The organism is Sphingobacterium sp. IITKGP-BTPF85, from assembly GCF_001006065.1.
Lineage (GTDB): Bacteria > Bacteroidota > Bacteroidia > Sphingobacteriales > Sphingobacteriaceae > Sphingobacterium > Sphingobacterium anhuiense.
This window is the reverse complement of sequence record NZ_ASZT02000221.1, coordinates 1-5,482: the sequence shown is the minus strand read 5'-3', so window position 1 is coordinate 5,482 and position 5,482 is coordinate 1. Positions and strand designations below refer to the sequence as shown.

Sequence of the window (5,482 nt, the reverse complement as noted above, 5' to 3'; positions counted from 1 at the left end):
TGCACCGTCCTTTTCCTGGTGTAGGGACGGGAGAGGTACGGTGCACACACGGCGCAACGACGGCCGACGGTAAAACAAGGTCCGAAGCAGGTTAAAAGCAGGTATAAAGCTGGTGCCTGTTAGATAGTGCTTCGATTTGCTGTTTATCACATCCAGTAAATTCCTACTAACTTTCTTTTCCCTTTTTTCACCCCTTTTTCTACTTCCACTTGACTTTTGCTCGACCGTGCTTCGACTTTTCATGCACTGTTGTCGATGAAATCCCGATGCCGACTCGAAGCCCAGTCGCAGAAACTTAGAAGTTGGTGTTAATTTGGTCAGAGAAAAATCAGAATTTAATCTTTTTGATATTTTTTCTTCGACATCTGGTCGACAACGAGAGTCATCCCGTAGGTTTGTCGCACCTTCACATAAGGCATATTGACTGACAAAATCAATATTAATTGCATGTGCAATGTTGTTTTCAAGCACTTTTTTAGTAACAGAATATTTAAGGAATACCCCTTGTTTACTGCACTTTTTTTAATCGTATAAATGGATTGGATAATACCCTTCAAATAGGCATATACCCTCCCATCCTTATGAAAATTATTCATTTTTAAGGTTTATAATCTTGGTATTTACCTGAAGCGCAATAGATATCCAGACAGCTTCCAAATGAAACTAATCAGGAGCTCATTGCGCCCAGGCTATAAATAAATGATGGAATCGAAAAGCGTTAAATGGTTATCATAAAGGTAATATACTGGTCTACGGTACGCTTTCATCGATTTGAAGACATCATAATGTCTTGTAATCGCATAAAGTTTAAGGGGGATTTTTTTGGTTACTCCAAATAGTTTTATTAACTCCATATTTTAATTAATTCAAAAAGAAGTGAATACCAAAGAAGCAGAAAATTGCAATATTTTTCCACAACTTAATAGGTAGATTAGACTGCTTATCTAAAATTTAATAACTAATTCCAGTTTGAAAGAGAAAAAATATAGCTATACGGGAGGTGGTTCAATATTTCTAAGTTTTTTCAATTTGAAAATCTCAGAAATATCTAAAAATAAGAAAAGGTACCTCCCTTGCTCAATGGTTGAGCGTGAGAAACTACGCGACCCTAAATTAAGGGAGGACCTCTCTATATGTGTAATGAATTTATTTACGTTTATATGTTTCATTCTGTATGGTTTTTGGTTTCTCACGCCTTTACCAACGAATGAATATCCAAATATAGCAAGTACTTTTAATTATTCCAAATTTGGAATAATAAATAAATGTTTTAAAATGTCTCTTTGTCTATGGCCGAACAATATATAGATAAAGAGAATCTAGAATTGGTCAGAGATAGACTCTGGTCGATATCTAAAGACAAAGGAATCACTTTAGAGGATATTGAAGATAGAACAGGATTCAGCTACAGTCAAGTCTATCGTATAGTTAGAGGAGAAAATAACATGTCAATAAGTGGCCTTATTGCAGTATGTAAGGCTTTAGAAGTACAACCCTCAGATGTTTTTAACTTCAGCGTAGAAATGCCAAAACATTTGCCACTAAGAAAAGACCGCAAATAATCTTATTCATATTAGAGATTGGAAATTCTCAATTCGCAAAGTTTAATAACAACTCGTTCTAATAGCTCAACCTTGTTAATCAATTTTTTGAAATCGTCAGGAGAAATATAATAGTCGTCTTGATAACGCGCGTCTAAGTAGCTTTATTTAAGATATCAAACAGCCTATTTTCCTCCCCATCTTCCAAAGGATATTTAAACACATGATTTAAATCTTCTGATATATGTTTAGCATATTTCCGATATGCTTTTAATCTGTGAGTCTTCGGTTTATACCCAGTATACACTAAAAGAATTCCTCCGTAAAATTTTTCCGCAGACTGATTTAAGTTAAAAATTAACTCGTTCAAAGGTAGTTTCTTTCTTAGAACTCCTCACTAATTACTTTAGTTAACGTTAAAAACCTAGATCCACTCTTAACCCATTTATCATAATATTGAATTGCAAGAGATTTAATCTGCTCTTTGGTCAAAGACTTAGATTCAGAAAAAATAAATTCCCCTGTATCAAACAAAACAATCCCTTCCTTGATGATATCACGAAAGAAGTACTGTCCCATTTCGAGTCCCTTATTTACATAATTGAAACTATGAACTATAGGGCTCACATCATTTTTATATTTTAAAGTCTTATTCTCAATTTTACTAGCGATTTCGTTTTCCTTTTCTCTATCACCTTCAGGAAGTACAACCAAGATATCATAATCACTTATATAAGAATAGGTGGCTCCCCGTTCCTCATATTCATCCTCAACCCACTTGTCCGAAGTATGGCTACCAAACAAAATAACCATAGCTGGATCAGAAATATTGCAAATAATATCTACAATTTCGGCTAATTGTTCCTGCTTGTTTTGTGGTAAATGGGATAATTTATTCATAATATAAAGATACAAATAAGTAAGATGAAAGCGCTATCAACAAGTTATTTTGAATATATAATTACAGCAACAGAGTAGAAAATACACATCTAAATTTTGAGTTTTTATCTCATCATCAAAGATCTTTTCAACCAGAACATCAATAATTTTAAAATAGTATTATTCAAATTTATAACGGTCAAGATATACTTTTTATATTTCAGATAATAATAAAATCAGGCTAAAAAAGTATAATATTGGGGTAAAAAACTTTTATTTTTTTTTAATAAGTATTTCAATCTTTGTGTTTTTTTTATATTTGTAAAGCCTATTCTTAACAATAGAAAAGAATTTCATAAAGATTTTATTTTTTAGTCATAATTCTCTTTTAGGATATTCTTCTTATTGTTAAGTACTAATCAAACATTATTACGCATTTTAATTCTATTAATTTGAGAATTAATAATCTTGTTAATTTATGTCAACGATAATTTAACAATTCAAACTAACTAACATAAAAACAATAAACTAACCAAAGAAAAAATTACCAGAATAATGCCAACTAACTAAACAATTTTATTTTACCTATTTTTTTATGCATGTATTTTTTAAAAAAAACACTGGAATTGCGTTATGCACGCTATTTAGTGCAACCTCCTTGTTTGCCCAGCAAACCATCAAGGGCACAATTTCTAATGAAAAGGGACCTATAGCGGGGGTAACAGTTACCGTTATCGGCTCAAATCGGGCTGCACAAACTTCACATGATGGAACATTTTCCATCTCTGCTAATCAGGGAGATAAGCTTCGTATTTCGATGATCGGATATCAAAGTGAAGAAATTACTATCAGTAGTAATAAGAGTCTGACCGTGAGCTTAAAAGAAACTGCTGCATCCTTAGATGAAGTTGTGGTTACAGGTCTAGGCGAGTCGCGTGAGAAACGACAATTGGGTTATGCCATGACACAAATTAGTGGTGACGAAATCCGTAGAACAAACGCAATAAATCCAATTGCTGCATTGCAAGGAATGGTTCCAGGATTGCAAGTCAATGTCGGAACAGGAGGACCACAGTCTACTCCTAGATTTCAGATCAGGGGAGCGGGATCATTAAACCAATATGGCAATACCCCATTGGTTGTTGTTGATGGAATTATTATGGATGAAGAAGTTGTACTTCCTAATCGGGGGGGAGACCAGGATTTTGGGAATGTTCTTAAGAATATCAGTCCAGACGATATAGCAACAATTTCAGTTCTAAATGGAGGTTCTGTAACAGCATTGTACGGAAGCCGTGCGGCCGGCGGGGTTATTCTGATTACAACAAAAAAAGGATATTCACAAAAAGGTTTTGGTATTGGCTTTACACACACGCAGGGCTTTGATAAACCATATGCTACTGCTGATATGCAAGATAAATATGGTCCCGGCTCTAATCCAAATGCTGTATATGTAGCAGGAACAGATGGTTATGAACAGATTCCAACAACAAATTATGGCTATAGTTTCGGTCCAAAATTTGATGGTAGAACGGTAAAAGATGTAGATGGAAGACTCGTTCCTTTTCAAACGAACAATAATCCATTAGATCTATTCCGTACAGGAAGATACAATAATTCCAACCTATCACTTCAAGGTGGAAATGAACAAACAACGTTCAGGATGTCATATTCCAATACCAATTCTACAGGAGTGGCGCCCAATAACAAGCTCACGAGAAATAATTTTAATTTAAGAGCTACCCATCGTATGGGTAAATCGATTATTCTCGATGCAGGTGCTACTTATGTCAATAGTCAAAGTTTCAATCCACAATATGGGGGTGAACGTTGGAATATGGGCAATAATGTAATGTACGGTTTATCATATGGTATGCCACGTTCTTATGACCTTAATTATTGGAAAGATAATTATAAAGATGCTATAAATGGAGGTGTCACCCAAGATGATCCTACTGGTAAAGCAAGTCTATTGTTTACGCTTTATGAACAAAAACAACAACAAATCGAAGATAATTTTAGAGGAACATTTAATGCTCGTATTAATTTTACAGATTGGTTGATGTGGGAGAATAATTTCACTGCGAATCTTTTTAGTACTAACCGTCAAATGAAAAATCGAGGTCAGGAAGAAGGTTTCAACGGAGGTTCTTATAATAACAGGAGTTCACGGGTTCTACAGACTCGGTATCGCTCAAATTTAAATTTCACAAAAAAACAGAAGATTTTGAACTCACACTACAAGCGGGTGGAGAGGTCAATCATTCCTTACGCAATGGTATGTACGGAAGAACTGATGGGATGCTTATCGCCGATGTATTTCGCCTATCAAATTCTAAACTTCCGGCTATTGTGAATGAAGATAAACCGAATCAATCGCGTATTGTATCAGGTTTTTTCCAAACAGCTGTAACATATAAAAACTGGCTGACGCTCAACCTATACGGTCGGAATGACTGGGATTCAAGTCTAGTATATCCCGATGGATCAGGTAATTTTTCTTATTTTTATCCAGGGGCCGATTTGTCTTGGGTATTGTCGGATGCGCTAAAACTTCCTGAAAATATATTTAGCTTTGCTAAATTAAGAATGTCCTACAATAAAGTCGGCAGAGGAACGTCCACTTATAGAGCAATGACAGGATATTATACTGCAAATACTCCTTATGGTGGTATTCCGAATTATGGTTTCGACTCAAAAACATTAGGAAACCGGAATCTAAAACCAGAGAGTAGTGATACCTATGAGATCGGAACTGAACTTAAAATGTTGAAAAATAGACTAGGTTTTGATTTTACGTATTATACTAAAAATACGATCGATCAGATCACTTCAGTGCCAATTTCTCAAGAAAGTGGCGTCACTGCAGCTTTGGTGAATGGAGGACATATTAGAAGTAGAGGAATTGAAGCTCGGCTTTACGGAACTCCTGTTAAAACACAAAATTTTTCTTGGGATGTAAATTTTAATTATTCTAGAGATCGCAATAAAATCATCAGTCTTCCATTTGGCGCTGGGGTTCAAGAACTTGATGCAGATGATGGTATCCGCTCTATAGCAAA

5 protein-coding genes are annotated in these 5,482 nt (G+C 35.0%); 3 read left to right on the top strand and 2 right to left on the bottom strand.

Annotation, left to right across the window (positions count from 1 at the left end):
- Positions 1–1,289 precede the first annotated feature (1,289 nt).
- Positions 1,290–1,562 (top strand): helix-turn-helix domain-containing protein, encoded by a 273-nt coding sequence (locus tag L950_RS24045; protein ID WP_021190869.1) that lies wholly within the window; start codon positions 1,290–1,292, stop codon positions 1,560–1,562.
- 133 nt (positions 1,563–1,695) lie between these two features.
- Here the strand turns inward: L950_RS24045 and L950_RS34570 are convergent, their stop codons facing one another.
- Positions 1,696–1,911 carry a hypothetical protein gene (locus tag L950_RS34570; protein ID WP_031288787.1) on the bottom strand — a complete coding sequence of 72 codons (216 nt, stop codon included), beginning with the start codon at positions 1,909–1,911 and terminating at the stop codon, positions 1,696–1,698.
- 14 nt (positions 1,912–1,925) lie between these two features.
- A complete protein-coding gene (locus L950_RS24035) occupies positions 1,926–2,441 on the bottom strand; it encodes a nucleotidyltransferase domain-containing protein (protein ID WP_031288785.1) in 516 nt (171 codons plus the stop codon).
- 574 nt (positions 2,442–3,015) lie between these two features.
- Between L950_RS24035 and L950_RS24030 the strand changes: the two genes are divergently transcribed.
- Positions 3,016–4,776, top strand: coding sequence for a TonB-dependent receptor plug domain-containing protein (locus L950_RS24030; RefSeq protein ID WP_021190868.1), 1,761 nt, complete (start codon positions 3,016–3,018; stop codon positions 4,774–4,776).
- A partial coding sequence (locus L950_RS27360) for a TonB-dependent receptor domain-containing protein (protein WP_156169846.1) occupies positions 4,701–5,482 on the top strand: 782 nt, incomplete at its 3' end. The genes L950_RS24030 and L950_RS27360, both read left to right, overlap by 76 nt.